The organism is Streptomyces lycii, assembly GCF_009735685.1.
Taxonomy (GTDB): domain Bacteria; phylum Actinomycetota; class Actinomycetes; order Streptomycetales; family Streptomycetaceae; genus Streptomyces; species Streptomyces lycii.
On the sequence record NZ_WHPN01000100.1, the window covers coordinates 1 to 25,704 of the forward strand.

The following is a 25,704-nucleotide window of genomic DNA, read 5'->3' on the forward strand; positions in this document are numbered from 1 at the left end:
CCCGGCCCGGCGGACCCCGGCGGACCGGGCCGCGCGCGGGCGCCCCGGCCGGGACCCGGTGTACGGGCACGGGGACGCGGTCCGGGCCCGGAGCCGCCGGTGCCGATCCTGATGTACCACGCCGTGGGAGCGGCCCCGTCGCCCGCCGCGTACGCCTTGTCGGTCTCGCCCGCCGCGTTCGCGGAGCAACTGGAGCTGCTGGCGGACCGCGGATTCACGCCCGTCACCACCCGGGAACTCGGCGACGCGTGGCGGTCCGGCGGCCCGCTTCCCGCCAGACCCGTCCTGATCACCTTCGACGACGGCTACGAGGGCGTGCACCGGCACGCCCTGCCGCTGCTGGCGCGGCACGGCTTCACGGCCACCCTGTTCGCCACCACCGGCTGGCTGCGCGGCCCGTACGGGACACCGGGCGCCCCCGACACCATGCTCGGCTGGGACCAGGTGCGCGCCCTGGCCCGGGCGGGGCTGGAGATCGGGGCGCACAGCCACAGCCATCCGCAGCTGGACCAGCTCGGCGACGCGCGCCTGCGGTCGGAGATCGAGCTGTGCCGGGACCTCCTGCACGGCGAACTCGGCCGCGGCCCGGTGTCGTTCGCGTATCCGTACGGCTATTCCAGCAGACGGGTGCGGCAGGCCGTCCGGGACGCCGGTTTCGCCCAGTCCCTCGCGGTGGGCAACGCTCTGGCCCGCCCGCGGCAGGGCCCGTACGCGCTGCGCCGGATCACGGTCCGGCGCCGGACCACGGCCGCGGAGTTCGAGCGTCTGGTGGAGGGGCGGGCCGGTGTCCGTGATGTCGCCCGGGACCGGGCGCTGACCAAGGGGTACGCCGTGGTGCGCCGCTCGCGGCAGGCCGTGCGAAAGGTGACCGGGACAGGTGTCTGACACGCGCACCGCCCCGGCCGGTGAGCGGGCCCGCCCACGGCCGGACGGGCGGGCCCCGGGGCGGGACAGCGGCAGTCCGCTGTTCCGCAACGCCTACGCCCTGATGGTCAACACCGGGATCTCCGCGGTGCTGGGGCTGGGCTTCTGGCTGGCCGCGGCCCGCTACTACAGCGAGGAGTCCGTCGGCCAGGGCTCGGCGGCCATCGCGGCGATGAAGCTGCTGGCCGGGCTCGCCGCGCTGACCCTGACGGGGGCGCTGGCCCGGTTCATCCCGGTGGCGGGCCGCGCGACCGGGCGGCTGATCCTGCGGACGTACGCGGCCAGTTCGGTGTTCGTGGCGCTCGCCGCGGTGCTGTTCCTGCTGACGCTCGGCCTGTGGGGGGAGTCGTACCGGTTTCTGCACGGGCCCGCGGCCGGGGCGGGGTTCGTGGCGGCCGTCGTCCTCTGGTCGCTGCTGACCTTGCAGGACGGGGTGCTCACGGGGCTGCGCAGCGCCTTCTGGGTGCCCGTCGGCAACACCGCCTTCTCGGTGGTCAAGCTGGTGCTGCTGGTGGCGCTCGCCGCGGCGGTGCCCACGGCCGGGGTGTTCGTCTCCTGGGTGGCGGCGATCGCGGTGTCCGTGGTGCCGCTGGGGTTCCTGGTGTTCCGGCGGCTGGTGCCCCGGCACAGCGCGGCGGTGCGCCCGGCGCGGCGCGCGGCAGCTCCGGGCCCGGGAGCCGCCGCCCCCACGGGAGCCTCCGGGGGACCGCCGTCCGGTCTCCCCGGCCTGCCCGGCGACGGCTCCGCACCGTCGGGCGGCGGCCGCGCCCTGCCGGGCGGCCCCGGGACCACGCGGGACCCCGGGGCCGCCGGCCGCCCGGGAACCAGCGGCGGCGGCCCCGCCCTGCCCGGTCCTGTGGGGACGACCGGCCGCCCGGGAGTGACCGGCGGTGCGGGAGTCACCGGCGGTGCGGGAGTCACCGGCGGCAGCCCCGGGCTTCCCGCGGCCGAGGCGGCTCCGCCGGACGCCGGTCCGCCCGGGGCCCGGGAGATCGGCCGGTTCCTCGCCGGCGACTACACCGGCTCGCTGTTCGCCCTCGCCGTCGTCCATCTGGTCCCCGTGCTCGTCGCCGCGCAGGTCGGCTCGGCCGACAACGCCTACTTCTACGTCACGGCGACCATCGGCAGCACGGTCAACCTCCTCGCCGTCAACATGGGCGCGTCGCTCACCGTCGAGGGCGCGCACGACCCGGCCCGGCTGGCGGAGAACTGCCGGGCCGCGCTGGTCCGGATGGCGCGGATCGTCCTGCCGGTCGCCCTGTTCCTCTTTCTGTTCGCTCCCCGGATCCTGGCGGTCTTCGGCGCGGGTTACGCGGAGGCGGCGACACCGCTGCTGCGCTGGCTCGCGGTGGGTTCCGTGCTGCGGGTGGTGGTCGAGGTGTATTTCGCGGTGCTGCGCGCCCAGTCCCGCACCTCCGGGCTCGCGGTGCTCCAGGGTGCGCTGTGCGTGCTCGTGCTCGGTCTGACCCTGGTGCTGCTGCCCCGGATGGGGCTGACGGGCGCGGGGGTCGCCGAGGCGGCCAGCATGACGGTGGTCGCCGCCGTCGCCGGACACCGGCTGTTCCGGGTGCTCCGGGCCCCGGCGGCGGCCGGACCGGTACGGGGCCCGGGGCCGGTCCGGGTTCCCCGGCGACGGGCCGCCCGGCGGCTGCGGCTCCCTCTACAGGCGCACCGGACGGCGCACCGGCTGCGGCTCCCTCTGCCGGCGCGCCGTCCGGTGCGCCTGCCGGTGCGCCGTGAAGCGGCCGCCGCGGCGACGGGGTGGCTGCTGCTGGCCGCCGGGCTCGCGCTGTACTGGCTGCCGTTGCGCGGCATCGGGGACGCCGAGCTGGACGAGATGGGCGGGCTCGGCCTGGTCAGCGTACTGCCGGGCGCGACGCTGCTCGGGGCGGCCCTGCTCGCCGCCGCCTTCACGGCCGGTCTGGCGCCCGCCGTACCGCGCCGCGCGCTGCTCGCCGCCACCCTGCTGCTGACGGTCGCGTCGCTGCACGCGCTGCCCGCCGTCCTGGAGGCCGAGCCCCGGTTCGCGACGGCCTGGCAGCATCTGGGGTTCCTCGACCACCTGGAACGGACCGGAACGGCCGCGCCCGACCTGGACGCCCGCTGGAGCTGGCCGGCGTTCTTCGCGGTCGTGGCGTTCGCCGCCGAGGCGTGCGGGCTGTCGGATCCGGCCGCGATGCTGCGCTGGTGGCCGACGGCCCTGCAACTGCTGTACCTCGCGCCGATGGCCCTGCTGCTGCGTTCGGTACGGGCCCATCCGCGCGCCCGGTGGACCGCGCTGTGGCTGTTCGCCCTGTGCGGCTGGGTCGGCCAGGACTACTTCTCCCCGCAGGGCTTCACCTATCTGCTGTATCTGGTGTTCGTCGCGGTGCTGCTGGTCTGGTTCCGCGAGGCGCGCGTCGTGCCGGGGAGGCTCCGGCCCGGTGAGGCAGAACCGCCCGCCGTGGGGCGCGCCGGCCGGGTCGTGCTGCTGCTGGTGCTGGTCGGGCTGTACGCGGCGACGGTCCCGGCGCACCAGTTGACGCCGTTCGTGATGCTGGGAGTGCTCGCGGCGCTGGTGGCAGCGGGCCGGTCGTCGCTGCGCGGGCTGCCGCTGCTGTGCGCGGTGATGGTGGCCGTATGGGTGGGATACCTCGCCGAACCGTACTGGTCGGGGCACTTCGACGAGCTTTTCGGCGGGATCGGGGGGCTCGGCGACAACGTGTCCTCGTCCGTGGCCGGGCGCATCGAGGGCGGCAGCAGCGCACACCGGTGGGTGCTCTACACCCGGGTGGCGCTCGCGGGCGGTGTCGTCGCACTGGCGTGCGCGGGCTGGTGGCGGCGCCGGCTGACGGGGTACGGCGAGCGGTCGCTGCCCGTGCTGGCCTTCGTCCCGTTCCTCGCCCTGGGCCTCCAGTCGTACGGCGGCGAAATGGCACTGCGTGTCTTCCTGTTCGCGGTGCCGGGGCTCTGTGTGCTGGCCGCGCTGGCGCTGTTCCCGCGGGCCGCGGCGGCCCGCGCCCGCCGGACGGTGCCTGCCGTGCTGCTCACCGGACTGGTGCTGATGGGCGGTTTCCTGGTCGCCCGCTGGGGCAACGAGCCGTTCGAGCGGGTGCACACCGGCGAGGTGGCCGCCATGGAGTACGTCTACGCCCACGACGAGCCGACCGTGCGGCTGCTGTGGCTGAGCGACGACCCGGTGGAGAACGTCACGCCCGCCCTGCCGTGGGGCGCGCGGGACATGGCACGGGTGTCCTATCTCCCGACCGCCGCCCCGCGCGATCCGGCGTCGGCGGGTCCGCTGGTGTCGGCCCTGGAGGAGGCCGGACCGCGGAGCTATCTCGTCGTCAACCGGAGCCAGTCCCGCTATCTGGAGCTCGACTCGGGCTATCCGCCCCGCTGGGAACGGCGGTTGCTGCGCGAGCTGGACGGGCGGCCCGAGCTGCGCCGGGTGCTGTCCAACGAGCACGCGGCCCTGTACGAGTTGCGCGAGCAGCCGCCCGGCCCGGTCGCCCGCCCCGATCCCGGCCCGCCGGGACCGCGGATCACCTGGACCCCCTGGTCGGTGTTCGGGGCGCTGACCGCGGGGCTGCTGATGCTGCTGCTCGCGGCGCGCGAGGTGCTGCGGGTCGCGGCCATGCCGGGGGTGCGGGCCCAGCTGTGGCTGCGCTGCTCGCTGTGGTTCGCCATGCCACTGGCGGCCGCCACACTGGCGGCGCTGCTGCACCGCTTCTGGACGATGTCGTGAAACGGGGACGGCGGGCGGCGCGGTCCGGCGTCCGCCCCGGGGTCGCCGTCCGACGTTGTCCGCCCGCTGCCGACCGCCGACCGCCAACTGCGGTGCCGTGCCGTGCCGGGCGGTGTCGTACCGTGCGGTGCCGGGCGGTGCCGTGCCGTGCCGTGCCGTGCCGTGCCGTGCCGTGCACGTCAGCGTGTGCGGGTCGGCCCCGTCAGCGTGTCGGCCCGTCAGCGTGTCAGCCAGCGGACGCCGTACGGGCCGAACTCGACCGGCTCTCCGTCGACCTCGGCCTTCACCGCCCGCCCGAGGGTGTTCACGGCGAGCACCACCCGGTCGTCGGCGAGCACCTTCAGATGCCGCGCTCCGTCCCCCCCGGTCTTCGCCTCCGTGAAACGCGTACCGGGCGGGAACTCCCGGCCGAACCGGCTCAGCAGGCTCATCATCGGCAGCGCGCCGCCCCCGTCGGCGTCGGCCGTGCCGCGCCAGAGACAGCCGGGGCAGTCCGCGCCGCGCCGCTGCGGGTTCCAGTAGAGGCCGGTGGCGGCGCCGCCGCGGGCCATGGCCATCATCCCGGCGGCGTGCACGGCGACCCGGTGGCGCTCGCTCCAGCCGTCCCGGGCGTCGTCGGCGTCTCCCGGCTCCACGTACCACTCGGCCCACCACAGCGGCAGCCCCGTCCGCTCCCGCACCCAGCGGCCGACGGCGCCGAACTTCTCCGTGGCGGTGAACTCGTCCGGCACCAGCTCGTCCTCGTGCGTGTAGCTCGGCCCGTCCACGACGACGAAGTCCGCGCCGACCTTGTGCTCGTCCCAGTACCCGAGGGCGTCCAGGGCGCGGCGGTCGACGCTGCCCCAGGGGCCGCGCACCGGCGAGGCGTGGGTGTCGTCGCCGGGCGGCCGGCTGTCCATGACCACGTACGGGCCGCCGACCAGGTTGTTCTCGTCGACCCTCTTCAGTTCGGCGTACACCTTGTTGTAGAGCCGGGTGTAGCTCTCGGCGTCCCAGCGGTTCCGGTCGTCGTCGAAGAAGCCCTTGAGCTCGTTCCAGACGATGAAGTGCCGCACGTCCGGATAGCGTTCGGCGACGACCCCGGCGAGCTTCGCGAAGTCGTCGTAGTGCTCGGGGTCGGGCGCCGTCTCCAGCCGCTCCCGCGACCAGTCGGTCTCCCCGTCCGCGCCGCCCTTCATCCAGTCCGGCGCGCAGCAGAGCGTGATCACCGGGGTGCCGCCGGTCCGCCGGACCAGCTCGACGCGGCTGTCCAGCGAGGCGAAGTCGTAACGGCCGGGCGACGGCTCGGGGTTGAGCGCGCCCCAGCCCATGATGTGCTGGTTCTGCGGCAGCCGCCGCTGCGACAGCAGCTTCTCCGCGCGCTCGCGGGCACCGCGTTCGCCCTGGTCGGCGCTGTACCGGGTGTGGGTGAGGCCCCAGCCGAGCGCCGGTCCGGCGCTGTCCGCGGCCGGCCGGGAGCTGCCGTGCGGGCCGGAACCCGCCCCGCCCCGGCCGTCCGCCACGCCCTCCCCGCCGCCCGGCGGCCATGCGACGACCAGCAGCAGGGACGCCGCCGCGGCCGCCGCGCCGATGAACCGGAGGGTGCTCCGGGTGGTCTTCCGCCGTCGCGCCCGCGCCACCGCGACACCGCCTGTTCCGTTGTGAGGTGTCATCCTCGCCAGGATATCGACCCGTTCGTCCGCTAGAGAGCGCTTCGCGTAAAGACTCCGGAACGCGCCGGGGACAAAACCGGTGTGCTCCGGGGCCCCCGGTGCCGGATCATGGCGTCATGCGCGACCAGCGACCGTCCGACCCCGGGAGTCTTCCTCTGCCCAGCCCCGGCCCGACCCCCGTCCCCGGCCCCCGACCGGCCCACGAGACCCTTCCCATCCGGCTGACCATGGACGACAGCGACTCCCCGGCGGATGTCGTCGACGCCCTGTTCCTCGGCCGCTTCACCACCGGCGAGCAGCCGTACTCCCGCAGCTCCTCCGTCGACAAGGTCAGGCCGGAGGCGACGCTGCTGCCGCCGGGCGCGACGGTCCTGCGCTCCGTACGGGACGCGGGCCGCGGCGCGGTCCTCGCCGAGGGCGAGGGCTGGACGCTGCTGGTGTCCCGGTGGCGGCACGGCGCGGACGTGACGGTGACGGCCGTCGACGACGAACTGGCCGAGGAGGTCCTCGCCCAGTCCACCGAGGGGGCCGAGGACGAGCCGGAACCGCAGCCTACGAGCGTGACGATGGGGTTCTGGTACGTCTCGCCGCGCCGCGGCCCCTACCGCACCACCCGTCAGATCAGCGCGGGCACCTGGGACGAGATCCGGCCCAACTACACGGCGCCGGTCGCGGAGGCCATGGACCGGCTGATGAAGACCGGGCCCGGGGACATCTCCGGCCGGCTGCTGCTGCTCCACGGCCCGCCGGGGACCGGCAAGACCTCCGCGCTGCGGACGCTCGCCCGGTCCTGGCGCGACTGGTGCCAGGTCGACTGCGTGCTGGACCCGGAGCGGCTGTTCAACGACATCGGCTATCTGATGGACATCGCCATCGGGGAGGACGAGGGACCGCAGGGCCGCTGGCGGCTGCTGCTCCTGGAGGACTGCGACGAGCTGATCCGCGGCGAGGCGAAGCACACGGCGGGGCAGGCGCTGTCCCGGCTGCTGAACCTCACCGACGGGCTGCTCGGGCAGGGGCGGAACGTTCTCGTGGGCGTCACCACCAACGAGGATCTGGAGCGGCTGCATCCGGCGGTCGTCCGGCCGGGCCGCTGTCTGGCCCGGATCGAGGTGGGGCCGCTGACCCGGGCGGAGTCGGTGGACTGGCTGGGCAGCGAGGAGGGCGTCGGCCGGGACGGCACGACCCTCGCCGAGCTGTTCGCCCTCCGTCGCGGCACGACCCCGGACTCGGTGACGGGACGGCCGTCGGGCGGGGACGCCGGTCTGTATCTGTGACGGCGCCGGCCCGGGCCCCGGCGTTCCGGTTCCGGCGCCGCTCCCCCGGTCCGGGCACGGACACCTCCGGTCGGAGCAGTGCCGGGTGCGGTGGGGCGCGGGTCGGCGGAGGCTGCGCATGACGCGACCGGTGAAGCCGGTCCGGGCCTCCCGCCCGGGCCGGTGGTCCCGTCACTCCCCTCCCGAAACGGATCCCCCATGCAGCAAAGACGCATGCTCCCCGGGCTGGCCCTCGTCCTGGCCGCGGTCACCCTGCCGGCCGCCCCCGCCGCCGGCCACGACCATCCGCACCACGGCGGGCACGGCACCGACCGGGCCGCACACGAGCCGGCGGCCCGTCCCCACGGCACCCCCCGGAACGATCCCGCGCACGGCGACCGGGAACGCGACCTGGCCACCGCGCGCGCCGCCACGAAGAAGTTCCGCTCGGAGAAGGCGGCGATCGCCGCCGGTTACCACCGCACCGAGATCTGCGCCTCGTCGCCCATGGGCGGCATGGGCTACCACTACGTCAACCCGGCCCACATCGGCTCCACCGACCCGGCGAAGCCCGCCGCGGTCCTCTACGAGCCCGGGCCGGACGGCACCCGCCGGCTCGTCGCGATCGAGTACCTCGTCAACGACAAGGACGCCGACCTCGAGACCGACCAGGACCGTCCGCGGATGTTCGGCCAGGACTTCCAGGGCCCGATGCCCGGGCACGAGCCGAACATGCCCGTCCACTACGACCTGCACGTCTGGCTCTACAAGAAGAACCCGAAGGGTCTCTTCGCGGAGTGGAACCCGCGCGTGCACTGCCCCGAGGGCTCGGGCACCCCGCACTGACGCCCCGGCGCGCTCCCGCGCGCCCTCCGCCCCGCTTCCGCGCGCCGCCCGCGCCCGGCTCAGTCCGTGGCGTAGGCGGCGCGCAGCGCGTCCTCGGCCGCTGCCAGGGCCGCGGCCCGGTCCAGACCGAGGCGCCGCACCCGCTGGGCGTACGTCTGCGCGGCCGCGGCGGCTTCGCGTTCGGCGCCCTCCCCGGCGGCGGCGACGAACGTGCCGTTGCGGCCCCGGGTCTCGACGACCCCGTCGGCTTCCAGGGCGCGATAGGCCTTGGCGACCGTGTTGGCGGCCAGGCCCAGTTGTTCCGCGAGCCCGCGCACGGTCGGCAGCTTGTAGCCGACCGGGAGCTCCCCCGACCGGGCCTGCTCGGCGATGTGGCCACGCACCTGCTCGTACGGCGCCTCGGCGGAGCCGGGGTCGACGCTGACCTTCAAGCTCACGGGTGGTTCTCCTCGCGGGGGGTCGCTGGTTCCGGGCCTCCCATTGTGGGCCACGACGGGGCCGCGCACCCGCCGCGCCGGGGCCCGGCCTCCGGCCTGGCCCGGACTCCCGGTGCGCGCCTCACGGAAGCCAATACTTATACCGGTATTAGTATCACAGGCATGGTGCGAACCCCTTTGACCCCGTGGGAGCGTGAACGCGGTGAACGCTTCGGCGCGCTGCTGCGCGAGGCGCGCGGCGACCGGAGCATGGTGGAGGTCGCCGCGGCGGCCGGGGTCTCCGCGGAGACCCTGCGCAAGATCGAGACCGGCCGGGCCCCGACCCCGGCCTTCTTCACCGTGGCGGCGCTGTCGGCGGCGCTCGGGGTGTCCCTGGACGAACTGGCCGCGGCCTGCGCCGGGACCGGGGACGAGGACGCGCCGCCACTGACCGCGTGACCCGGGCGCCGAGCGCTTCGCGGCCGCACAGCCGAGCGCTTCGCGGCCGCACAGCCGAGCGCTTCGCGGCCGTACACGGGAGTCCTCTCCGGGCCGAGCCCCGAGCCCGGGGCACCCCTGGCCGCGGGAGCGGGAACGCGCACGGACACGCGCACTCGCACGGGGGCACGCGCGGCTCCCCTGGCACCGGGCCGGCGGGCCCGGTCCGTAACGCCCGCGCACGCGCGGACGCGGAGACGGGTTCCCCTCCCGTCAGCGGCCGTGACGCCGCCCCGGCGCACCCGCACGCGCGGACCCGGGATCCCGCGGCGGCCGGTGAACCCGGGCGGCCCGGGCGAACCGCGGAACTCCCGGGAGGCGGGCCGCCCGACGCCGGGCACGCGCACCCGCGCCGCCGAAGTCGCTTCAGCCGGCCGCCGGTTCGGTGACCGGCAGCGGGACACCGCGGGCCGGGCCCGTCGGGTCGTGCGCGATCGAGTCGTCCGGGTGGTGCCGGTGGAGCACGAAGCGGTCACCCGCCCGGTAGGCGTCGAGGCCGGCCCGGCAGTACGCCACCATGTCGTCGGGCAGCGCGTCCAGCGGAAACCAGCCGATCTCCGAGCACTTGGCCGGCTCGGCGTTCACCGGCTCGCCGCCCGCGCCGTACCGCGCCTCGAAGAACCAGCCGATCCGCGGCGCGCCCCGCGGCCCCTGGTGCTGCATGACCAGGGCGACGCGCAGGTCCCCGGGAGCGAGGTCCAGGCCGGTCTCCTCGCGGGCCTCCCGGATCATCGCCTCGCGCACGTCCTCGCCGTCCTCGGCGTGCCCGGACGGGGCGTGCAGCAGGCCGTCGGCATAACCGGTGTCGCGGCGGCGGGCGAGCAGCACCTCCTCGCCCCGGCGCAGGATCAGATGGACGTCGACGACCTCCGTGTGCCGCCGGGGCGGTGCCAGGTGCGCCACCAGGGCGTACCGCTCGTCGGTGACGGCCCGGCCCCACAGGCCCGGGTCGCCGGAGAGCCGTTCGACCCGGACACGGTCGGCCAGCGGTGCCACGGCTTCCTCGGCCCGGCGCGCCGGAAGCCCGGCCGGGGAGACCTCGCCCCAGACGCCCTCGACCAGGACCAGCCGCCCGCCCGGGCGGAGCAGTCCCGCCCAGTGCCGCAGCACGGCGGCCGGATCGGGCAGCAGCCACAGCACATGGCGGGCCAGCACCACGTCGAACCGCCGCTCACCGACGGGCGGCCGCGCGGCGTCGCCGGTCAGCACCTCCGCGCCGGTCCCGGCCAGCTTCGCGCGCGCCCGTTCCGCCATCCGTGGCGACATGTCGACCCCGGTCACCCGGTGGCCCGCCTCGGCGGCGAGCAGGGCGAGGCTGCCCGTGCCGCAGCCGAGGTCGAGGACGTCGGACGGCTCGCCGGGCAGCCAGTCGGCCAGCCGCCCGGCCCAGGCCGCCCGTACGGCCGGGTCACGCAGCCCGTGGTCGGGCTCCTCGTCGAAGGACGGCGCGGCGGCGTCCCAGTACCCGGCCTCGGCGGCGGGGGGCGTCTCTGTGGTGGTCGGTGGGTCGGCGGGCACGGCACTCTCATCGCTCACGGAACGACCTTCGCAGCCACCACTGACAACCGGCCCGCCCGGCTGTCCCGGCACCGGCCCTTCCGCCACCGGGGCGCCCCGGCACCGGCCGTCCGGCACCGGCCGTCCGGCTCCCGGCACGTTCGGTCGGCGCCGGGGCGGCCGGGCGGACGGGGCCGGGACTCGGCCCCGTCGCGGTGCCACGGGGCCACCCCGCGACAGCGACAGGGCCGGGGGCCACGGCTGACCGGCCCCGGCCCCGGCCCCGGGTCAGTCCGCCGTGGTCCCGGACCGGTCCGCCGTGCGCCCGCGGACGAGCAGCCGCTTCAGCCAGGGCCAGGCCAGGATCAGCGCGATGACCGCGTACACCGTCACCGAGAACGGGGTGTTGACCAGGCCGGTGACACTGCCGTCGCTCAGCTGGAGCGCGCGCCGCAGCTGCTGTTCCGCGGCCGGGCCGAGGATGACTCCGATCATCGCAGGCAGCACCGGCAGCCCGTACCGCCGCATGCACAGCCCCACCAGGCCGATGATCAGCAGCAGCACCAGGTCCAGTGCCTCGCCGCCGACCGCGTACGCGCCGACCGCGGCGAAGAACAGGATGCCCGCGTAGAGGTACGGCCGCGGGATGCGCAGCAGCTTCGCCCAGACGGGGGCCAGCGGCAGGTTCAGCACCAGCAGCAGCACCATGCCGACGAACAGCGAGGCGATGAGGCCCCAGACGAGTTCCGGTTCGTGGTCGAACAGCAGCGGGCCGGGCTGGATGCCGTACTGCTGGAAGGCGGCCAGCATCACCGCGGCGACCGCGGTGGTGGGCAGGCCCAGCGTGAGCAGCGAGACCAGGGTGCCCGCGGCGGACGCGGAGGCCGCCGACTCCGGGCCCGCGACGCCCTCGACGGCGCCCTTGCCCCACTCGTCCTGGTGCTTGGACAGCCGCTTCTCCGTGACGTACGACAGGAAGGTCGGGATCTCCGCGCCGCCGGCCGGGATCGCGCCGAACGGGAAGCCGATCAGCGGGCCGCGCAGCCAGGGCTTCCAGGTGCGGCGCAGCTCGGCGCGGCCGAGCCAGGGCCGGCCCACGGGAATGGGCTTGGCCCCGCCCCGGCGCAGATGGGCGGCGACCCACAGGGCCTCGCCGATGGCGAAGAGCCCGACGGCGACGATGACGACGTCGATGCCGTCGGCCAGTTGCAGCGAGCCGAACGTCAGCCGCTGCTGCCCGGTCATCGCGTCCAGCCCGACCAGCCCGATCGTGAGGCCGATGAGCAGCGAGGCGAAGCCGCGGACGCGGGAGCTGCCGAGCACGGAGGTCACGGCGATGAATGCCAGCACCATGATGGCGAAGTAGTCGGGCGCGCCGATGTCCACGGCCAGCGCGGCGACGGTCGGGGCGAGGGCGACCAGCGCGATCGTGCCGATCATGCCGCCCGCGAAGTGTCCGGCGGCGGCCGCCGCGAGGGCCTGCGCGCCGCGACCGGAGCGGGCCATGGGGTGGCCCTCGATGGCGGCGACGACGGCCGCGGTCTCGCCGGGGGTGTTGAGCAGGATGGAGGTGGTCGAGCCGCCGAACATGCCGCCGTAGTAGATGCCGGCGAACATGATGAACGCGGCGGTCGGGTCCAGCCCGTAGGTGACGGGCAGCAGCAGCGCCACGGCCATCGCCGGGCCGATTCCCGGCAGGACGCCGATGGCGGTGCCCAGCAGGACACCGACGGCGGCCCACAGCAGGTTGAGCGGTGTCAGTGCCGTACCGAAGCCGTCGAGGAGGGAGTTGAGGCTCTCCATGTCACAGCACCCCCATCAGCGGGCCGCCGGGCAGCGGTACGCCCAGCAGGTTGTTGAAGACCAGGAACGTCACGACCGACAGCGCGGCGGCGATCAGCGGGTCGCGGGCGGGGTTGCGGCTGCCGAGGGCGTAGGCGGATCCCCAGAACAGCAGGGCTCCGGAGACCGGGAAGCCGAGGGGCTCGATGAGCACGGCGTTGCCGAGGAACACCCCGGCGAGCAGCAGCACCGTGCGCCAGTCGCCGGGCGCCGTCAGGTCGATGTCCTCGCCGCCCTCCGCCTCGCCGCGGCCGCCGCGCAGCACGTCGACGGCGAGCGCCACGGCGACCAGCAGCAGCGCGCCGCCGACGATCACGGGGACGGTGGCCGGTCCGACCGGGCCGCGCTGGGTGAAGGCGTCGGCCATGGTGAGGGCGTCGGTGAGGACGAGGACGCCGAGGACCAGGAGCAGCAGGCAGACGCCGAGTTCCGAGCGGCCGCGCAGCAGTTCGCGGGGCGTGCGCCCGCCGGGGGCGTTCTTGCCGGGGGCGGGCCCGCCGGGGACGTCGGCTCCGTTACCGCCGTTCCCGCCGTTCCCGCTGCTTGCTCCGCTGCCGCTGCTCCCGCCGCTTTCACCAAGCTCAACGGAAGTGTTCTTCTCGTCGTCCGTCACAGTCCCAGCTCCTTCAGGACGGTGTCGACACGCTCGTCCTGCTGCTTCAGGAAGCGGCCGAACCTGTCACCGGTCAGGAAGGCGTCGGTCCAGCCGTTGCGGTCGACGGCCTCCTTCCACTGCTCGGAGTCGTGCAGCCGGGTGAAGAGGCCGATCAGCTTCTGCCGTTCGGTGTCGGTGAGCCCGGGCGGCGCGACGATGCCGCGCCAGTTGGTGAACTCGGTGTCGACGCCCTCCTCCTTGAGGGTCGGGGCGTCCAGGCCCTCGACGCGCTCCGGTCCGGTGACGGCCAGCACGCGCAGCTCACCGGCCTTGATCTGCTCCAGGTACTCCCCCACGCCGGAGACGCCGAAGGCAACCTTGCCGCCGAGCACCGAGGCGAGCAGTTCGCCGCCGCCGTCGAAGGGCACGTAGTTCACGGACTTCGGGGTGATGCCGGCGGCCTCGGCCATCAGCATGGGCGCGAGGTGGTCGGGGCCGCCGGGCGAGGAGCCGCCGCCGACCGGGAGTTTCGCCGGGTTCTTCTTCCAGTCGGCCAGCAGCTGGCCGAAGTCCCGGTAGGGCGAGTCCTTGGCGACCACGACGATGTCCGGTTCCTCGGTGAGCCGGGCGATCGGGGTCGTGTCGGCCAGCGTGGACGGAGCGTGGTTGGTGTGCACGGCTCCGACGACGCCCAGGCCCATGGACATGGCGAGCTTGCCGTTGCCGCGTTCGTTCACCAGCCGGCTGAGGCCCACGGTGCCGCCCGCGCCGGGCAGGTTGAAGACCTCGACGTTACGGTTGAGCTCGGCGTCCTCGACGGTCTTCGCCGCGGTACGGGCGGTGATGTCGTAACCACCGCCGGGCGTGTTGGGCACCATGAAGCGCAGGCCGGGGATCTGTGTACCGCCGCCCGCGCCGCTGCCCGCGGTGAGCAGCGGGGGGACGATCAGCACGAGCAGGGCCGCGCCGAGGATGGCGAGGGGGGTGCGCAGAGGCACGGGTGACACCGCCTAATCCTTGTTTCACCAGCGATTCGTACGAGCCGCGGGGGAGGAAACGTGAAGCGCGCCACATGTTGCCTCCGGGTTAACCTGCCGTCTCCCTTCCGGTATTAAGGGACCTTGTGTTCGTAGAGTTCGTAGGGAGAGCGGCGCGATGACCGAGGCCAGGGTGCTGGTCGTCGACGACGACTTCATGGTCGCGAGGCTGCACAGCCGTTATGTGGCCGCGACGGACGGCTTCACCGTGGCCGGGGTGGCGCACACCGGCGCGGAGGCGCTGCGCGTCGCGGAGCGGGTGCGGCCGGACGTGGTGCTGCTGGACGTGTACCTGCCCGACATGGACGGCGTCAGCGTGCTCCGTGAGCTGCGCAGGGCGGAGGACCGGCCGCCGGTCGACGCGCTGTTCATCACCGCGGCGCGGGACGCGCACATCGTCCGGGCGGCGCTGCGGGCCGGGGCGCTGCACTACCTCATCAAGCCCTTCTCCCAGGAGGCCCTGCGGGAGCAGCTGCGGCATGTGGCGTCCCTCCGGTCGCGGCTCGACAGCCTGGGCGAGGCCAGCCAGGAGGACGTGGACCGGATCTTCGGTGCCCGGCCGCCCGGTTCCAGAGAACTGCCCAAAGGGCTGGCGAGCCACACGGCGGAGCTGGTGGAGCGCACCCTCCGGGAGCACGCGGACGGGTTGTCCGCGACGGAGTGCGCCGAGGCGGGCGCGCTGTCCCGGGTGAGCGCCCGGCGTTATCTGGAGTATTTCGCCGGGACGGGGCGGGCCGAGGTCCGGCTGCGGTACGGCACGACGGGGCGCCCGGAGCGGCGTTACCGCTGGATCGCCTGACCCTCCCGGCGCGCGGTCCGCCCCGCGGTGCCGGGGAGCGCCGCGGGCCCGAGGTCCAGCTCGTCGGTGCGGACCGCTGCGCCCGTCTCCAGGGACCGGTTGCCCGCCAGCCCGACGACGACCGACCGCACCCCGTCCTGCCAGGACGCCGCGCGCCCGAGCGGGTCCCGCCACTCGGGCGGCCCGGCGGCCCCGGCGAACAGGTCGCGCAGCAGCACCGCGTCGCCGCCGCCGTGCCCGCCCTCCCCCTCCGGTACGGGCACTTCGCGGGCGGACTCGAAATGGCGCTGGACGGTGAGCCGCTCGCTCACGGGACGCCGGTCGTCACCGGTGACGAGGTCGGGGCGGGCGCTCGGGTCGGTGATCACGTGGCCGGTGTCGTCCGTGGTGACCGAGCCGCGCTCGACGACGGTCAGCTCGGCCCGGCCGCGGGTGCCGTTGACGCCGACGGTGTAGCCCTCCCAGGGGGCGTGCGCGTTGAGGGAGTACGCCATGGAGGCGCCCGAGGCGTAGTCGACGACGAGGGAGAGGTTGTCCTCGATGGTGATGCCCGGGTCGAAGACGTCCCTGTCGCGCCGGTACCCGTCGAAGTGCTCCTGGTCCAGGTAGAGGGCCTTGTGGAGCGGGTCCTGGCGCAGGTCCAGGCTGAACGCGTCGCGCAGCGGGGAGTCGGTGGTGCCGCGCTCCGGGCGCGGGCCCGAGCCCCGGCGGGCGGCCGCCTCGGACCCGTAGAACCGCAGGCCGCCGCTGGCGAAGACGCGGACGGGTGTGTCGTCCAGCCACCAGTTCACCAGGTCGAAGTGGTGGGAGGACTTGTGGACGAGCAGTCCGCCGGAGGTCTCCTTGTCCCGGTGCCAGCGGCGGAAGTAGTCGGCGCCGTGGGCGGTGTCCAGCAGCCACTCGAAGTGCACCGACGTGACGTCGCCGATCTCGCCGGAGGCGATGACCTCCTTGAGGGCGGCGTTGCGGGGCGCGTAGCGGTAGTTGAAGGTGACGGTGACCCGCCGTCCGGTGCGCCGCACGGCGTCGGCGATCCGCCGCACCCCGCTCTCGCTCGTGGTCAGCGGCTTCTCCACGATGGCGTCGGCGCCTCCCTCCAGGGCCGCTTCGACGACGTCCGCGTGGGTCGCGTCGGGCGTGGTCACGACGACCCGGTCGATCGCGTGGCGGCGTACGGCGTCGGCCACCTCGCCGGGGGCGAAGCGGACGGGCGCGGGGGCACCGGCCGCCCGCAGCCACCGCTCGTGTACGTCGAGCCGGCCGGGGTTGGTGTCGGTCCAGGCGGCCAGTTCCGCGACCCGGGCGTGCGGCCCGGTGATGGCCTCGGCGTACATCCGGGCGCGCGAGCCGGTCCCGACCAGGGCGTAGCGCAGCGGTGCCGGGGAGGGGTGGTGCATCGGGGTCCCTTCACGGAAGGAGTCGGGCGGGTGTCACTTGATTCCGGTCGTCGCGATGCCCCGCAGGAGCCATCGCTGGCCGAAGAGGAAGACGAGGAAGAGCGGCAGCAGCGAGATCACGGACATCGCGAACATGCCGCCGTAATTGGAGGCCGTCTGGGCGTCGAGGAAGGTCCGCAGGGCCAGCGGGGCGGTCCAGTTCTCCTCCCGGGTGAGGTAGATGAGCTGGCCGAAGAAGTCGTTCCAGGTGTTGATGAAGGTGAAGATCGCGGTCGTCACCAGGGCCGGGACCATGAGCGGCAGGATCACCCGCAGGAAGATCCGCGGGTGCCCCGCGCCGTCGATGCGGGCGGCCTCGTCCAGTTCGCGGGGGATGCCGCGGATGAACTGGACCATCAGGAAGACGAAGAAGGCGTCGGTGGCGAGGAACTTCGGGAGGACCAGCGGCAGGAAGGTGTTGAGCAGGTTGAGGTGGGAGAAGAGGACGTACTGCGGGACGATGATGACGTGGATCGGCAGCATGATGGTGCCGAGCATGATCGCGAAGAGCAGCTTCCGGCCGCGGAACCGCAGCCGGGCGAAGGCGTAGGCGGCGAGCGAGCAGGAGAAGAGGTTCCCGGCGATCGTCCCGAGGACGAGAACGGCGGAGTTGAGCAGGTAGACGCCGAACGGCGACGCCAGGGCCGTCCAGCCGTCGGAGTAGTTGGTGAGCGACAGACCCTCCACGCTGAGCGCCGGGTCCCTGAAGATCACCTCGCTCGGCCGGAAGGAGCTGGTGATCAGCCAGATCAGCGGGTAGATCATCAGCAGCGACAGGGCGGTCAGCAGCGCGTGCTTGACCAGGCCGGCGGCACGCCGCCGGCCGCCGGGACGGGGCGGGCGCCGGGGCTCCCCGGGCGGGGGCGCGGCTCCGCCGGCCGAGGCCCGGGCGCGCGCGGGGGTTTCAGTCGTCATAGAAGACCCAGAAGCGTGAGGCCCAGAAGTTCACGGCGGTGAAGGCCGCGACGACGACCAGCAGCACCCAGGCCATCGCGGAGGCGTAGCCCATGTGGAAGCGGCCGAAGCCCTCCTTGTAGATGTACAGCGTCGTGAAGAGGGTCGAGTCGCTCGGTCCGCCGGTCCCCGAGGAGACGATGAAGGCCTGGGTGAAGGACTGGAAGGCGTAGATCACCTGGAGCACCAGGTTGAAGAAGATGATGGGGCTGAGCAGCGGCAGCGTGACGGACCGGAAGCGGCGCAGCGGCGCTGCCCCGTCGACCTCCGCCGCCTCGTAGTACATGCGCGGTATCTGGCGCAGCCCGGCGAGGAAGATGACCATCGGTGAGCCGAACGTCCAGATGTGCAGCAGGACGATCGTGCCGAGCGCCGTGGAGGGGTTGGAGATCCATCCCTGGCCCTCGATGCCGAACCAGCCGAGGAACTGGTTCACCAGCCCCGCGCTGCCGAAGACCTGCCGCCACAGGATGGCGACCGCCACCGAGGCGCCCAGCATCGACGGCAGATAGAGCACCGAGCGGTAGAGCGACAGCCCGCGCAGGCCGCGGTCCAGCAGCATGGCCAGGCCGAGGGCCAGGGCGAGCTGCAGCGGGACGGAGAGGACGACGTAGGTGAGGGTCACCTTCAGCGAGGCGAGGAACTTGGGGTCGCCGAACATCTCGGCGTAGTTCTCCAGGCCCGTGAAGTCCGGCGGCTGGAGCAGGTTGTAGTCCGTGAAGGACAAATAGAGCGAGACGAGTACCGGCCCGATGGTGATGAGCACGATGCCGAGCAGCCAGGGTGCCAGGAAGGCGTAGGCGGCCCGGTTGTCCTTGTACGCCGTCCCGCGGCGCGGCGCGGGACGGGTGAGTTCGCGGAGCCCACCGGTGCTGCTCACGGTCCCTGCTCGCGCATGCCGGCTCCTTCGCCCTTCTGTTCCGGACGGACAAATCCGCCCTGGAGAAAGCGATTTCCCGGCGCAGTATTGTGCAGGCTCACAGTGCGAGCAAGCCCTCCCGCATCAGCAAGCCCCTGAAAACCGCCGATGGGGGCAACGGCGGTATGTCCCCTGCACTGTTGACACTCCATGACGGGGGCGTTAATTTCCGCCCCTGGGAAATCGCTTTCTCGATCGACGGGCTGCCGTGACGCTGTGGGGGCGACGACGGCGGCACGCCAACAGCCCCCGAGCACTCGCGGCGGCCTGCGCCGCTCATCCCCGGAGACGAGGCGTCATGATCGGGAAGAGCAGGACCGGGAAGAGGCCGAGGACTTTCCTGCGGGCGGGTGCGGCCGGCGCGGCACTGGCCGCGCTGGTGGCGCTCAGCGGCTGCTCGGGGACGGGGACCGGCTCGGACGACGGCAGGACCACCATCCGGTTCGCGTGGTGGGGCGACGACCGGCGGGCGGCGACGACGCGCAGCGTGCTGGCCGATTTCGAGAAGGCGAACCCGGACATCACGGTCGAGACCGAGACGAGCGACTTCAACGCCTACTTCGACAAGCTGGCGACGGAGACGGCCGCGAACGACGCGCCCGACGTGATGACCCTCGGTGGCGCCTACCCCCGCGAGTACAGCGACCGGGGCGCGCTGCTGGATCTGGCGGAGGTGTCGCAGCAGCTGGACCTCTCGAAGTTCCCGGAGGCCACGCTCGACTCGGCGAAGTTCGACGGCACCCTCTACGGCGTGCCCACCGGCGGCAACGCCATCTCCATGATCGTCAACCCGGCCGTCTTCGAGGCCGCCGGTGTCGAACTGCCGGACACCGGCTCCTGGACGTGGGAGGAGTTCGTCTCCCTGGCCGGCGAGATATCGGAGAAGAGCCCGAAGGGCACCGTCGGCTATGAGCCGCGCGTCAACGACACCCTCGGGGTGTACGCGGCCCAGCGCGGCACCCCCATTTTCGACGAGAAGGGCGAACTCGGCGTCTCCGCCGCCACCGTCGAGGACTACTTCGCACTGGAGAAGTCACTGCTCGCCAACAAGGGCATGCCGTCCGCCGAAGTCGTCCAGGAGGTCTCCACGGTCACCCCGGAGCAGACCCTGATGGGCCGCGGCAGGGCGGCCATGACCATCACCTACTCCAACCTGCTCGGCGCCTACACCCAGGCCTCCGGCGAGGAGCTGAAGCTGGTGCACATCCCCGGCGAGCATCAGTACGAACGCCCGGGCACCACCGTCCTGCCCTCGCAGTACTACGCGATCTCGGCGCGCTCGCAGCACCCGGAGGCCGCCGCCGAGCTGCTCAGCCACCTGGTCAACTCGGCGGAGGCCGGGAAGAAGATCCGCGACGACCGCGGTCTGCCCTTCAACACCGAGGTCCGCGAGGCCATCACCCCGGCCCTGGACGAGGCGGGCAGGGCCAACGCCGAGTACGTCGACCAGGTGGCGGAGAACGGCGCCGCCGCCGTCCCGATCCCCCCGGCCGGCGGCTCCGGGCTGAACGACACCACGTCCAAGCTCGACTCCGACGTGCTGTTCGGCAGGGCCTCCCCGGCCGACGCCGCCAAGGCCTGGGTCGCGGAGATGAAGCAGGCGCTGGACTCCGTGTGACGGTCGACCGCGAGGCGGTGGTGGCGCGCCACCGCGTCGTCGTCCGCGGGATCCTCGGGCAGTCCCCGCTCGCCGTGGGGAACGGGGAGTTCGCGTTCACCCTGGACGTGACCGGGCTGCAGTCCCTGCCCGGCAGGTATCCGCTGCCGGACCGGTACGGGCAGGGCACCGGCACGCTGCTGGGCACCATGGCGCAGTGGGGCTGGCACTCCGTACCCCCGCGGCCGGAGCAGGCGCACGGGCTCGCCTCGGTGACGCGCCCGTACGACACGGCGCACGGCCGGGTGGACTACGTCGACCTCGGCGGTTCGCTGTCCGCCACCGAGCAGTCCGGTCTGACCGCGTCCGAGGAGTGGCTGCGGGGCAATCCGCACCGGCTGGACCTCGGGCGGATCGGGCTGTGGACGGCGGACGCGGACGGCCCGCCGGACCCGGCGGAGCTGAGCGGCGTCCACCAGGACCTGGATCTCGCGACCGGGATCGTCACCAGCCGGTTCCGGTGGCGCGGGCGCCGCTTCACCGTCCGCACCGCCGCCCACCCGGACCGGGACGCGGTGGGGATCGAGGTGACGGCGCGGGACGGCCCGCCGGTCGGGTTCACGCTGGCCTTTCCGTACGGTTCGCAGGCGTGGGGGAACGCCGCCGACTGGTCACGCCCCGAGGCCCACCGGACGACACTGCTCCGCGACGACGGCTCCGCCGGCGGAGACGGCAGCGGCCCGGACCCCGGCTCCGGCTCCGGTTCCGGTTCCGGTGTCACCGACGGTCCGGGGCCGGGCCCCGGCTGGCGCGTCGAGCGGGTCCTGGACGCGACCCGCTACGCCGTGCGCGTCACCGGTCCCGGACTCGACGCGCGCCGCACCGGCCCGCACCACGTCACCGTCCGCGGCGGGCCCGCGGGCTGCTCCGCGGTCGTGGAGTTCGTCCGGGACGGCGCCCCCGGCCCGGACGCCTCCGCCGCGCGGCACGAAGGGGCAGCGGACGGCACCGGACAGCTGTTCGCCGCCTCGGCCGCGGGGTGGGGGTCCTTCTGGGCCTCCGGGGCCGCCGTCGACCTGTCCGGCAGCACCGACGGGCGGGCACCCGAACTCGAACGGCGGATCGTGCTCTCCCAGTACCTCACCCGGGTGCACTGCGCGGGCTCCACTCCCCCGGCGGAGACGGGGCTGACCGCGAACTCCTGGCGCGGCAAGTTCCATCTGGAGATGCACTGGTGGCACGCGGCGCACTTCGCCGCCTGGGGCCGGCCCGGGCTGCTGGAGCGCGGCCTGGCCTGGTACGAGACGATCCTCCCGGCCGCCCGCGCCACCGCGCGGGGGCAGCGGCTGCCCGGGGCGCGCTGGCCCAAGCAGACGGGCCCGGACGGCGAGGAGACCCCGAGCGACATCGGGCCCTTCCTGCTGTGGCAGCAACCGCACCCGATCCACCTCGCCGAGCTGCTGCGCCGCGCCCGCCCGGACGATCCCGGTGTCGTCGAGCGCTGGGCGCCCCTGGTGCTGGACACCGCCGCGTTCATGGCCGCGCTGCCCGAGCACACGACACGCGGCTTCGAGCTGGCCCCGCCGCTCGTGCCCGCGCAGGAGTCGTACGCCGCCGACCGCCGCGGGATGCGCAACCCGACGTTCGAACTCGCCTACTGGGCCTGGGCCCTGCGGGTCGCCGACGACTGGCGGGCCCGGGCGGGGCTGCCGCGCGACGGCCGCTGGCGGCGGATCGCGGCGCGGCTCGTCCGCCCGCGGGTCCGGGACGGCGTCTACGCGGCGGTCGACGTGCCGCCGTACACCCTGCGCACCGACCATCCCAGCATGCTCGGCGCGCTCGGCGTGGTGCCGCGGACCCCGCTGGTGGACCCGGCCACGATGGAGCGCACCCTGCTGTCGGTGCTCGCCGACTGGGACTGGGACAGCGCGTGGGGCTGGGACTTCCCGATGGCGGCGATGACGGCCACCCGGCTCGGCCGGGCCGACCTGGCGCCCGGGGTGCTGCTGCTGGACCGGCCCAAGAACCACTACCTGCCCAACGGGCACAACCGGCAGGACGATTCGCTGCCGCTCTATCTCCCCGGCAACGGCGGACTGCTGGCGGCCGTGGCGCTCATGGCCGGGGGCTGGGAGGGCGGCCCCGGCACCGCGCCCGGCGCCGCGCGGGGCGGGGTCCCGGGCGGGGCCCCGGGCTTCGGGCGCGGCTGGACGGTGCGGCACGAGGGCTTCGTACCGCTGCCCTGAGCCGTTCCACCGGGGCAGCGGTACGGGCGGGCCCCGGCGGGGTCCGGTGCGGGGTTCCGGACGGGACCCGGACCGGCCGGACGGCGGGGCCGCCGCGCCCGCCGGTCCCGAAGCCCGGGCCCGAGGCCCGGAGCCCGGGGCCCGGGGCCGCGGGGCTCGGGGCCCCGGGGCTCGGTCAGCGCGTCACGACCGGCCGGAAGGCGTCCCGTACGTCGGACTTGGCGGTGGAGACCAACTGGTCGCCCGGCCCGTAGTCGTACGTGCCGTAGTACTCGTAGTGCAGGACCGCCGGGCAGCTTCCGCCGCCGATCTGCACCGAGCGCGGATCGATGCGCTTCCCGGTGCGCAGCTCGTAGACCTTCAGCGGGATCTTGACCTTGTGGAAGGTCACCTGGTGGGGCAGGTGGGCGGAGGTGTCGTTCTCGTAGTAGCAGGTGTCGACGGCGGCGCCGTTCTCCGCCGCGCCCGCGCAGACCACGAGCGCCGCCTCGGCCGGGTCGTCGGTGCGCCAGTCGCCGGGGAGCTTCCCGGTGTACTCGGTGTCGCCGAGGAACAGCGCGCGGTTGGTCCCCTTGCGGTGGGCGGGGGCTTCGCTGTATTTGGCGGGCGCGTCGCAGTAGCCGGACGACGCGTCGTGGGTGGCGGCGACCAGCCGGCGCACGTCGTCGAGTTCGATCCTCACCCGGGCCTTCTCGGCACCGCTCCGGGCCTCGCCGGCGAGCGGGCCGTCCGGGTACTCGTCGACGAGGCGCTGGTAGCGCGTGCGCGCCTGCTGCCAGTTGTCGTCGTCCATCAGCTCCTCACCGCATCCCAGCAGCGCGGCGGGTTCCGCGCGGGCCGCGGCCTCGGCGGACCGGTCCAGTACGTCGCGCGTCGGCTCGCGGTCGCGGAGCCAGTCGGCGATGTCCGCGGTGTCGCAGGGCCTCTCGGTGGGAAGCCCGTCGAGGAAGGTGTCCAGGACCGTTTGGACCGTCTTCTCGTGACCGGGCTCCTTCAGGGCTCGGGCGAGGACGCCGAAGCCCCGCTCCAGCTCCTCCAGGTCCCCGTCCCGTCCGGCGGCGGCCAGGGCGGACGCCGCGCGCTCCAGCCGGAGGCACACCTCCGCCACCGCGTCACCGCCCTTGACGACCGTCGCTCCCGCCAGCCGGTGGCCGGACCCCACTTCGTCCTGCACGGCCATGACGCGGTCGCAGTCGCCGCTGTCGCGGGCCTCGCGCACCCGGTTCTCGATCCCGTGCGCGTCGACGCGCAGCAGCACGGCGGCCAGCAGCACGGCGACCGCGAGGGCGAGCGTGCCGTTGCGCTGCCCGCGCCGCAGGACGTGCTCGCGCCGGCGGGCCAGGAACCAGCCGTGCGCGGCACCGGCCGCCCACCACAGGAGCAGCAGGAGCTCGCTCCAGGCCGCGGCTCTCGTGGCGACGAGGTCGAGGAGCACCACTGTGCCGAGGACGGCGATCGCGGCGAGCCGCCGGTGGCCCAGCAGCAGATAACCGATGCCGAGCAGCGAGGCGTTGCCGGCCGCCACCGCCACCGGGTCGCAGGGGGCCGGGGCCGGGGCCCGGGGCGGCTCGACCGGCTCGGGCGGCTCGGGCGGCACCGGCGGCGGGGGAGGCGGCGGGGGCTGCGGGGGCTCGCCGGGCGGAGGCTCGCCGGGCGGAGGCTCGCCGGGCGCCCGGTGCGGGCCGGGTTCGTACGCCGGGTGGTCCATGGAACGTCACCCCCGGTGCGCGGCGGGGGTCGCCGGGCCGCGTGCGGAGAACCAGCGGCGGCCGGTCTCGCCGAGCACCACCCACAGGGCGGCCGTATCGACACCGAGGACCAGGATCGCCGCGAGGCTGGGCGCACCTGCCGCCAGCGAGCCCATGAAGGCGAGGAACATCGAGCAGGCCAGGAAGGCCAGGCACACGGCGAGCACCACACGGATCCAGGGGCGGCGCCTGCGGGCGAGCACGACGCAGGCAGCCTGGAGCGCGGCCATCGCCCAGCAGAACACCGCCACGAACCAGGCCAGGCCCATCGGCATCAGCAGGTCCTGCCCGTGTTCCTCCTTGTTGTAGTTCTCGTCGAGGACCGCCCAGCCGCCGGCGGCCGTGCCGAGCGCGTGCACGGCGACGATCACGAGTACGAAGACGAGGGCCCCGGACACGCGGGCCGGCTCGGGTACACCGGGCTGCCCGAAGGGGCCCCGCGGAACGGGCTGCCCGAACGGACCGGACGCACCGGGCTGCCCGGACGGACCCACCGGGCCGGGCTGCTGGGACGAGTTCTGCATCGTGATCACCTCACGCTTTCGTTGTCCGGAAGGTCGTAGACCCGCGCCCAGTCCACTTCGTAGACGGCGCTCTGCAGGCCGTCCCCGTGGAAGTTGTCGAGCTGGATGGTCTGGTGCATGGACGGGGCGCACTGGATGCAGTCGCGGTCCGCGTTCGCGCCCCCCGCGAAGCGGAACCATTCCTCGCCGTCGATGAAGCCGCGCAGATGGTCCGGGGTCCACTCGATGGCGACGTTGTGCCACTTCGACAGGTCGACGCCGCACTTCTGCGCGAACTCCTGCTGTACGGGCACCCCCTCCGGGTGCGGGTAGTGCAGGAACGCCTCGGCGCACTGCTCGCCCGGGGCGCCGTTCTCCAGGTAGTCGTACTCGCCGTCCTCGGGCCAGCGGCCGGAGTCCGGCCACAGGATCAGCAGCGGGTGGTACTGCCGCCCGTTGTCGGGTGCGGTGGCCCGGGAGCGCACGCGGGCCTCCCACCGTCCGTACCGCTGTCCGTACTGCGAGGCCAGCCAGCCGGTGTCGCCGTCCGCCTCGCCGGTCATCCGCAGTTTGCCGCCGACGACCCGGGTGTTGGCGTCGCAGCGGCGGCCGTTGTCGCTGTGACCGGGCCAGCACTCGCCCGGGCCGCCGCCCGCCAACCGCCACTTGCCGCGGTCCGGCACGGCGGGGCGCGCCTCGGAGCCGTAGCGGAACTCGTCCGACCACTGCGGCAGCGGATCACCCCAGCCGTGTCGTTCGGCCGCCGTCGGCGGCCGCTCCGGGCCCGCGTGCGCCGTGGTCGCCGCGAGCGTCGCCGTGAGTGCGGCCGCGCCGAACCCCACGGCGAGACGCCGGGCGCGAAGTCGTCTGTGCATGCCTCTCCTTCGACCTGTTCCAGCCTGTCGCGCGGTACGGACACGGGGGCGGTCCGAGCCCTCCCCCCTTCGCGGGCTCGGACCGCGCCATGGCCCCTCCCGGCCGTGTCCCTCCGGTATTCGACCGCCGTACGCCGTTGTTCGGCAGGTCCTCTTCCGGCGCCGAACAACCGGAGGCGGGCCCGCGCCGCGGTGACCTGCCGGGAGAAATGGTGAAGAAGAGGTGAACGCCCGCACTTCGCATGCCGATACGGCGAAGGTTCGGTTGCGGCCGACTCCGGGACTCCCTACCGTGGGCGCCCGAACAGACGCACTGGGTAATGGCCTGGCGAAGACT

20 protein-coding genes are annotated in these 25,704 nt (G+C 74.2%); 8 read left to right on the top strand and 12 right to left on the bottom strand.

Annotated features, from left to right (window positions below):
* Positions 1–111 precede the first annotated feature (111 nt).
* Together GCU69_RS04595 and GCU69_RS04605 are read left to right on the top strand one after the other, a co-directional pair.
* Complete coding sequence (locus GCU69_RS04595; protein WP_156205201.1) at positions 112–885, top strand: polysaccharide deacetylase family protein; 774 nt, start codon at positions 112–114, stop codon at positions 883–885.
* The gene (locus GCU69_RS04605; RefSeq protein WP_408055762.1) at positions 878–4,651 is read left to right on the top strand and encodes a polysaccharide biosynthesis C-terminal domain-containing protein; all 3,774 of its coding nucleotides are present in this window, start codon (positions 878–880) and stop codon (positions 4,649–4,651) included. The genes GCU69_RS04595 and GCU69_RS04605 overlap by 8 nt, the downstream gene beginning before the upstream one ends.
* A gap of 218 nt (positions 4,652–4,869) precedes the next feature.
* On the opposite strand, the gene GCU69_RS04610 is transcribed toward GCU69_RS04605, so the two are convergent.
* On the bottom strand, positions 4,870–6,303 hold the full coding sequence (locus tag GCU69_RS04610) for a glycoside hydrolase family protein (protein ID WP_235978218.1): 1,434 nt from the start codon (positions 6,301–6,303) through the stop codon (positions 4,870–4,872).
* 116 nt (positions 6,304–6,419) lie between these two features.
* On the opposite strand from GCU69_RS04610, the gene GCU69_RS04615 reads away from it, so the two are divergent.
* Complete coding sequence (locus tag GCU69_RS04615) at positions 6,420–7,580, top strand: DUF5925 domain-containing protein (protein ID WP_156205193.1); 1,161 nt, start codon at positions 6,420–6,422, stop codon at positions 7,578–7,580.
* 198 nt (positions 7,581–7,778) lie between these two features.
* A complete protein-coding gene (locus GCU69_RS04620) occupies positions 7,779–8,405 on the top strand; it encodes a hypothetical protein (protein WP_156205194.1) in 627 nt (208 codons plus the stop codon).
* Between the two features lie 59 nt (positions 8,406–8,464).
* Here the strand turns inward: GCU69_RS04620 and GCU69_RS04625 are convergent, their stop codons facing one another.
* Entirely contained in the window at positions 8,465–8,842 is a 378-nt protein-coding gene (locus tag GCU69_RS04625) for a GntR family transcriptional regulator (protein ID WP_098751152.1), read from the bottom strand.
* Positions 8,843–9,004: 162 nt separating this feature from the next.
* Here GCU69_RS04625 and GCU69_RS04630 point away from each other — a divergent pair, with 162 nt between their 5' ends.
* Entirely contained in the window at positions 9,005–9,280 is a 276-nt protein-coding gene (locus tag GCU69_RS04630; protein ID WP_098751153.1) for a helix-turn-helix domain-containing protein, read from the top strand.
* 405 nt (positions 9,281–9,685) lie between these two features.
* Here the strand turns inward: GCU69_RS04630 and GCU69_RS04635 are convergent, their stop codons facing one another.
* From GCU69_RS04635 to GCU69_RS04650, 4 genes are all read right to left on the bottom strand, one after another.
* Entirely contained in the window at positions 9,686–10,837 is a 1,152-nt protein-coding gene (locus GCU69_RS04635; protein WP_156205203.1) for a methyltransferase domain-containing protein, read from the bottom strand.
* Between the two features lie 267 nt (positions 10,838–11,104).
* Positions 11,105–12,619, bottom strand: a complete 1,515-nt coding sequence (locus tag GCU69_RS04640) for a tripartite tricarboxylate transporter permease (protein ID WP_156205195.1) — start codon at positions 12,617–12,619, stop codon at positions 11,105–11,107.
* Between the two features lies 1 nt (position 12,620).
* Positions 12,621–13,106: a tripartite tricarboxylate transporter TctB family protein gene (locus GCU69_RS04645; RefSeq protein WP_235978223.1), complete on the bottom strand. Its 486-nt coding sequence runs from the start codon at positions 13,104–13,106 to the stop codon at positions 12,621–12,623.
* Positions 13,107–13,267: 161 nt separating this feature from the next.
* Positions 13,268–14,251 (bottom strand): Bug family tripartite tricarboxylate transporter substrate binding protein, encoded by a 984-nt coding sequence (locus tag GCU69_RS04650; protein WP_098750511.1) that lies wholly within the window; start codon positions 14,249–14,251, stop codon positions 13,268–13,270.
* A gap of 157 nt (positions 14,252–14,408) precedes the next feature.
* Here GCU69_RS04650 and GCU69_RS04655 point away from each other — a divergent pair, with 157 nt between their 5' ends.
* Positions 14,409–15,089: a response regulator gene (locus GCU69_RS04655; RefSeq protein ID WP_098750510.1), complete on the top strand. Its 681-nt coding sequence runs from the start codon at positions 14,409–14,411 to the stop codon at positions 15,087–15,089.
* Here the strand turns inward: GCU69_RS04655 and GCU69_RS04660 are convergent.
* Genes GCU69_RS04660 through GCU69_RS04670 form a run of 3 tightly spaced genes read right to left on the bottom strand, consistent with a single transcriptional unit; the run spans position 15,071 to position 18,359 of the window.
* A complete protein-coding gene (locus GCU69_RS04660) occupies positions 15,071–16,486 on the bottom strand; it encodes a Gfo/Idh/MocA family protein (protein ID WP_098750509.1) in 1,416 nt (471 codons plus the stop codon). The two genes, GCU69_RS04655 and GCU69_RS04660, sit on opposite strands and share 19 nt — an antisense overlap.
* 33 nt (positions 16,487–16,519) lie before the next feature.
* The gene (locus GCU69_RS04665; RefSeq protein ID WP_156205197.1) at positions 16,520–17,440 is read right to left on the bottom strand and encodes a carbohydrate ABC transporter permease; all 921 of its coding nucleotides are present in this window, start codon (positions 17,438–17,440) and stop codon (positions 16,520–16,522) included.
* Positions 17,430–18,359 carry a carbohydrate ABC transporter permease gene (locus tag GCU69_RS04670; RefSeq protein WP_098755224.1) on the bottom strand — a complete coding sequence of 310 codons (930 nt, stop codon included), beginning with the start codon at positions 18,357–18,359 and terminating at the stop codon, positions 17,430–17,432. Before GCU69_RS04670 ends, GCU69_RS04665 begins: the two co-directional genes overlap by 11 nt.
* Before the next feature lie 337 nt (positions 18,360–18,696).
* On the opposite strand from GCU69_RS04670, the gene GCU69_RS04675 reads away from it, so the two are divergent.
* Both GCU69_RS04675 and GCU69_RS04680 read left to right on the top strand, forming a co-directional pair.
* Positions 18,697–20,016: an ABC transporter substrate-binding protein gene (locus tag GCU69_RS04675; protein ID WP_098755225.1), complete on the top strand. Its 1,320-nt coding sequence runs from the start codon at positions 18,697–18,699 to the stop codon at positions 20,014–20,016.
* Positions 20,013–22,241 carry a hypothetical protein gene (locus tag GCU69_RS04680; RefSeq protein ID WP_176604525.1) on the top strand — a complete coding sequence of 743 codons (2,229 nt, stop codon included), beginning with the start codon at positions 20,013–20,015 and terminating at the stop codon, positions 22,239–22,241. Before GCU69_RS04675 ends, GCU69_RS04680 begins: the two co-directional genes overlap by 4 nt.
* A gap of 175 nt (positions 22,242–22,416) precedes the next feature.
* Here the strand turns inward: GCU69_RS04680 and GCU69_RS04685 are convergent, their stop codons facing one another.
* The 3 genes from GCU69_RS04685 to GCU69_RS04695 are packed head-to-tail and all read right to left on the bottom strand — an operon-like array spanning position 22,417 to position 25,367.
* Complete coding sequence (locus GCU69_RS04685) at positions 22,417–23,949, bottom strand: tetratricopeptide repeat protein (RefSeq protein ID WP_156205199.1); 1,533 nt, start codon at positions 23,947–23,949, stop codon at positions 22,417–22,419.
* A 6-nt stretch (positions 23,950–23,955) separates the two neighbouring features.
* Positions 23,956–24,513 (bottom strand): collagen-like triple helix repeat-containing protein, encoded by a 558-nt coding sequence (locus GCU69_RS04690; RefSeq protein WP_156205200.1) that lies wholly within the window; start codon positions 24,511–24,513, stop codon positions 23,956–23,958.
* Positions 24,514–24,518: 5 nt separating this feature from the next.
* A complete protein-coding gene (locus GCU69_RS04695) occupies positions 24,519–25,367 on the bottom strand; it encodes a glycoside hydrolase family 16 protein (RefSeq protein ID WP_107644991.1) in 849 nt (282 codons plus the stop codon).
* Between the last annotated feature and the right edge of the window lie 337 nt (positions 25,368–25,704).

Excerpts from the sequence above, each read along its gene's own strand:
- GCU69_RS04610 (WP_235978218.1), bottom strand. The coding sequence starts at position 6,303 with ATGACACCTCACAACGGAACAGGCGGTGTCGCGGTGGCGCGGGCGCGA.
- GCU69_RS04675 (WP_098755225.1), top strand. The coding sequence starts at position 18,697 with ATGATCGGGAAGAGCAGGACCGGGAAGAGGCCGAGGACTTTCCTGCGG.
- GCU69_RS04690 (WP_156205200.1), bottom strand. The coding sequence starts at position 24,513 with ATGCAGAACTCGTCCCAGCAGCCCGGCCCGGTGGGTCCGTCCGGGCAG.
- GCU69_RS04630 (WP_098751153.1), top strand. The coding sequence starts at position 9,005 with ATGGTGCGAACCCCTTTGACCCCGTGGGAGCGTGAACGCGGTGAACGC.
- GCU69_RS04695 (WP_107644991.1), bottom strand. The coding sequence starts at position 25,367 with ATGCACAGACGACTTCGCGCCCGGCGTCTCGCCGTGGGGTTCGGCGCG.
- GCU69_RS04595 (WP_156205201.1), top strand. The coding sequence starts at position 112 with ATGTACCACGCCGTGGGAGCGGCCCCGTCGCCCGCCGCGTACGCCTTG.
- GCU69_RS04620 (WP_156205194.1), top strand. The coding sequence starts at position 7,779 with ATGCAGCAAAGACGCATGCTCCCCGGGCTGGCCCTCGTCCTGGCCGCG.
- GCU69_RS04640 (WP_156205195.1), bottom strand. The coding sequence starts at position 12,619 with ATGGAGAGCCTCAACTCCCTCCTCGACGGCTTCGGTACGGCACTGACA.
- GCU69_RS04655 (WP_098750510.1), top strand. The coding sequence starts at position 14,409 with ATGACCGAGGCCAGGGTGCTGGTCGTCGACGACGACTTCATGGTCGCG.
- GCU69_RS04615 (WP_156205193.1), top strand. The coding sequence starts at position 6,420 with ATGCGCGACCAGCGACCGTCCGACCCCGGGAGTCTTCCTCTGCCCAGC.
- GCU69_RS04685 (WP_156205199.1), bottom strand. The coding sequence starts at position 23,949 with ATGGACCACCCGGCGTACGAACCCGGCCCGCACCGGGCGCCCGGCGAG.
- GCU69_RS04665 (WP_156205197.1), bottom strand. The coding sequence starts at position 17,440 with ATGACGACTGAAACCCCCGCGCGCGCCCGGGCCTCGGCCGGCGGAGCC.
- GCU69_RS04660 (WP_098750509.1), bottom strand. The coding sequence starts at position 16,486 with ATGCACCACCCCTCCCCGGCACCGCTGCGCTACGCCCTGGTCGGGACC.